Origin of the sequence: Bradyrhizobium sp. (assembly GCF_049691595.1) — a bacterium.
In the GTDB taxonomy this organism is placed as follows: Bacteria; Pseudomonadota; Alphaproteobacteria; order Rhizobiales; family Xanthobacteraceae; genus Bradyrhizobium.
Genome location: NZ_JBAVNZ010000417.1, coordinates 1 through 4,610, shown reverse-complemented (window position 1 = coordinate 4,610; position 4,610 = coordinate 1). Strand labels below are relative to the sequence as shown.

At 64.1% G+C, this 4,610-nt stretch carries 4 protein-coding genes; 3 read left to right on the top strand and 1 reads right to left on the bottom strand.

The features are described 5' to 3' along the window. Positions 1-316: 316 nt before the first annotated feature. Positions 317-1,546, bottom strand: coding sequence for an alpha-hydroxy acid oxidase (locus tag WCE35_RS17705; protein WP_424594627.1), 1,230 nt, complete (start codon positions 1,544-1,546; stop codon positions 317-319). A gap of 132 nt (positions 1,547-1,678) precedes the next feature. Between WCE35_RS17705 and WCE35_RS17700 the strand changes: the two genes are divergently transcribed. From WCE35_RS17700 to WCE35_RS17690, 3 genes are all read left to right on the top strand, one after another. Then, positions 1,679-3,124 carry an LVIVD repeat-containing protein gene (locus WCE35_RS17700; protein WP_424594626.1) on the top strand — a complete coding sequence of 482 codons (1,446 nt, stop codon included), beginning with the start codon at positions 1,679-1,681 and terminating at the stop codon, positions 3,122-3,124. 11 nt (positions 3,125-3,135) lie between these two features. Beyond that, positions 3,136-3,678, top strand: coding sequence for a hypothetical protein (locus WCE35_RS17695; protein WP_424594625.1), 543 nt, complete (start codon positions 3,136-3,138; stop codon positions 3,676-3,678). A gap of 230 nt (positions 3,679-3,908) precedes the next feature. After that, positions 3,909-4,610, top strand: a 702-nt coding sequence (locus tag WCE35_RS17690) for a hypothetical protein (RefSeq protein ID WP_424594624.1), incomplete at its 3' end; no start/stop codon positions are given.

Genomic DNA, 4,610 nt, shown 5'->3' with positions numbered 1-4,610 from the left:
GCTGGAAGGCGTTGAGGTCGAGCTGTTTGGCTGAGGCGTGATGGTCTGCGATTTGGCTTCCGGCCGGGCCCGGAAGTTCTTCACAGGATTTGCACAGATCATTCGTCTCCATCGCGACCGCCGTCCCCCACCCCGGCCTCCGCTTCGCCCGGCCGACCCTCCCCATTGTTCAGACCGGGGACAAGGTGGACGGGTGTTCGGAGACATCGTGGACACTTCCGACAGCGAATCAAGGAGGCCGTCAGATGCCGTTCCACGAGGTGTGCCGAATGGACGCGAGATTGGAATTTGTGTTGTTGGCCTTGGGAATCCGGACTCAGACCCGCCGCACCATCGCAGGCGTGAGGTCCTTGAGCGACGGCGCGCCGAGCTGCTGCATGGCGTTGCGGGTCTCGGCGCGCAGGATGGCAAGCACGCGCTCGACACCCGGCTGGCCGAAGGCGCCGAGCCCCCAGAGATAGGGCCGGCCGATACAGACGGCTTGCGCGCCCAACGCCAATGCCTTGACGATGTCACTGCCGCGGCGAAAGCCGCTGTCGACCAGAACCGGCATGCGGCCGCCGACCGCCTGGACGATTTCCGGCAGCACGTCGATGGTTGCACTGACGCCGTCTTCCACACGCCCGCCATGGTTCGAGACGATGACGGCATCGATCCCCGCATCGGCGGCGAGTTTTGCATCCTCGAAGGCGAGGATGCCCTTGAGTACGAGCTTGACCTTGACCATTTCCCGCAGGCGCTTGATCAAATCCCAGGTCAGGTTGGTGACGATCGTGCTGCTCACGCCGCCGAGATCGATGCCGGCAAAGTTCGGCTTGCGCGACAGATAGTCGTTGAGGGTATGGCAGCTTCCACATTCGCGGGTGTCGGCGCGCCGCAGCCTGACGAAGGTCTCCCATTTCGCCGATGACCTCACATCTAGCGTGACCGCGATGGCCGGAGCCCCGGCGGCCTCGGCTCGCCGGACCAGACCTTCGGCAACTTCCCAGCGCTGGGTCGTGTAGAGCTGAAACCACAGCGGCGCGCCGCGTGCGGCGATTGCATCCTCGATCGATGTCGTGGCCACGGTGGATAGTATCTGCAGATGATTCCCCGCTTTCGCCGCCTTGACCGCCGCGATCTCTCCTTCGGGATGAAAGGCGCGGTTGCTGCCGGTCGGTGCAATCACGATCGGGCTGTCGTATTTCGTGCCAAGGATCTCCGCGCTCGTGTCGATCTTGCTGACGTCGACGAGCCGGCGCGGGCGCAGTTCGAACTTCCGAAAACCTTCGCGATTGGCGCGCAAGGTCACTTCGTCATCGACCCCGGTGGCCATGTAACCGAAATGCGCAGGCGGAACATTCTTCTTCATGACCGGTTCGAAGTCGAAGACGTCGAGGGCCTGCGAAGGGTCGGCAATCAATTTATCCAGATCGCGCGGCGCCCATTCCGCGGGATCCGATGGCCGGATCCCTTCAGCCAATGCGTCGGGCGCAAAAAGCGGGCTCGCCGCCAAGAATTGCAGCAAGCGACGACGGCTGACGAGGTCCATATGATGCGGCGACATTATTGCCTCCTCAAAGGGGTGCATCGTCGCTCAATTCGAACGACGAAGCGAGTGCAATCCGGGCACGCGCCGCTATGATATGGTTGTCAACCGGCCAACGCAGATCGGCTCGAACAATTTGGGTGGAAAATCATGACCGGTCACGCCAAACTGGGAGCCCTTCTTTGGTTCTCTGTTGTCGCGTGCGGCACCAGTGCCCATGCCCAGCCACAGGTGATCGGGGCGCCGCCGGAAGCCGCGAACATGAAACTGGTCGGGGCCGATGGCTTGCAGGCGCGCAGCGCCTATCAGCCGACCATCCATCATCAGGGCGACCGCTTCATCGCCTATATCGGTCATCACGGCGGCACCGACGATATTCCGATGCCCGTCAATCCGCAGACCGGCAAGGCAGAGCCGAACGGCACCTCGATCGTCGACGTCACCGATCCCGCGCAGCCAAAATATCTGCGTCACATTCCGGGCCAGGCCGGAAAGTATGAAGCGGGCGGCGCGCAGATGGTGCGCATCTGCGACGGCAAGGATTTGCCGAAAGGCGACCGCAACGCGGTCTACCTGCTGCGCACCTTCGGCGGCGAGGCGCATGAGATCTGGAACGTCGCCGATCCCGCCAATCCGGTTCTGATCACCCGGATTACGGGGTTGAAGGACACCCACAAGAACTGGTGGGAATGCGACACCGGCATCGCCTTCCTGGTCTCGGGCGCGCCGGACTGGCGCACGCGCCGCATGACGCAGGTCTACGACCTCGGCGATCCCGCCCATCCGGTGAAGATACGCGACTTCGGCCTGCCCGGTCAGGAGCCGGGCGCGACCGGCGCGGTGCCGACCGAACTGCACGGGCCGATCTCGACCGGGCCGTCCGGCAACCGCGTCTATTTCGGCTATGGCACCAACAAGGGCGGCCTGCTGCAGATCGTCGATCGCGACAAGCTCATCAACGGCCCGAAGGAGCCGACCCCGGAAAATCTTCGCCTGCCGGAAATCTCGCGGATGCCGATGTCGGCGCTGAACGGCGCCCACACCACCTTTCCGATGAAGGAGATGCCGATCGCGGAATTCGCAAAGGACAAGGACGGCAGCAGCCGCGACATCGTGATGATCGTCGATGAGGCGATCTTGAACGAATGCAACGAGGCGCGGCAGATGGTATGGTTCGCCGACGTCACCGTCGAGAACCGGCCGATGATGATTTCCAGCTACACTGTGCCGGAGGCCAGCGGCGCGTTCTGCGAACGCGGCGGGCGGTTCGGCGCGCATTCCTCCAACGAGAGCATGGCGCCGGTCTACTACAAGAAGATGGCCTTCATTGCCTTCTTCAATGCCGGCGTCCGCGCGCTCGACATCCGCGATCCCTACCATCCCAAGGAAGTCGGCCATTTCATTCCCTCGATCACGGCCGCGACCGACAAGCGCTGCGTCACCATCGACGGCCGCGACCGCTGCAAGGTCGCGATCCAGACCAACAATGTCGAGACCGATGCGCGCAGCTACATCTATATCGTCGACCGCGCCAATACCGGGTTGCATATCCTGGAACTGACCGGCCCGGCGCGCGCCGTGGCCGGCCTGCCGTGAGGGTATGATCGATGCGCCGCTGGCGGGTCATCGCGGTTGCGGTTGGCGCGTTTTGCGCGCTGTCCGGCGTCGCGGCCTGCGAGAATGTGCCGCCGCCGGCCGAGCGCTGGCAGGAAATCGCCTGGCCGTTTCCGCGCGACGGTTGGCCCGCCGGCCGCGCGTTCCGTTGCGGCGCGGCCTCCTGCGGCGATGAGGTCGAGGTCTATGTCCGGCCGAAGATGGGTTTCTGCGACTGCGACCGCGGCGTCGCCGATGACGACGAAGTCGACCGCGTCGCCGATCTCGACCTGATCAGCGAGCGCTTTGTGCCGCTCGAGGCCGGGAGGGTCGTTCGCCTCGCTGATATGCCGGGGCGGATCCGGGCGTATGATCTCAAGACGGCCGAAGGCGCGCGGCACGCCGCTGTCGGCATCGCGGTGTCCAGGCGCTGCGATCTGCTGGTCGCGGCGGCGCAGGGCAAGGGGGAGGCGTCCGCCGTGCAGCGGGCTGCGCTTGAGTTGTTGGCATCAGGCAAAATGAAGGATTGGATGATTGCCGCGATGGAGGGGCGTTGAGGCTGGCTATTGTTTGCTGTTCCCTTGTATGGTTGCCTGTCACTATAATTGCAGCTTACCCGCGCAGTTCCCGATGAAGAGCGTTGAAACCGCTGCGACTGACGGCCTCGGTCCGGTTCCCGCAAGACCGGCGATAATCGGAAACGTTCGCGCGCAACGGTTCGCTGCGCCAACGGGCGACGGCGAACGAGCTCTGCCATCGATGCGATTGTCGCCGGAGAGGCTTTGCGATGATCGATGATATCGCACTCCTGAAACGAGCCATGGAGCAGATGGACGCGGAGGATCCCACCGTGGCCCAGGCCGCCAAGGACCGCACCGCGCTGATCCTCAGCGAAGCCAGGCTGAGCTTCTCGAAAATGGCCGAGTTGATCCAGCAGCGTCGATTGCTGCTGCGGCCCGCGATCGTGGCCCACATCAAACGCATGGATCAGCCCGGCCTGCTCGGAGACGCGGCATTCCGCGACGCGGGTAGCGCGCTCCGGAAGGAAGGTCAGAGCTTTCGTCAAATCGCAGAAGCAATCGAAGCTACCGGCAGACCCGCGCCCCGATATGAGGATCCGGCGCCGAACAGCGAGCCGCCTTACCGGACGGTGCGCGAGCCGGGTATGCCCGCGTGGCTGCCAGCGCTCGGTTTTGTCGCGAGCATTGTCGTCTTTCCGCTGCGACATCCTTTGCGGTTCCTCGCGATCGCGCTTCTCCTCATTTTGCTGTTCTACGCCTCGCGTGCCCTCGGCTCGAAAGTTCTGGGATATTTCGATGGCGTTGCCGCCGTCAGCCAGCGCGTGGATACGGCAATGTCGTCGGTGAGTTCTTTCGTCAATGAGCAGATCTTGCGGCAATCCAAGAAGGCGCCGCCCGCCGCCCCAATCCCGTCTCCTCCGGCCGCGGCCCCGCCGCCGCCATCCGCCGCCCCTTCGGCTGCTCCTGCC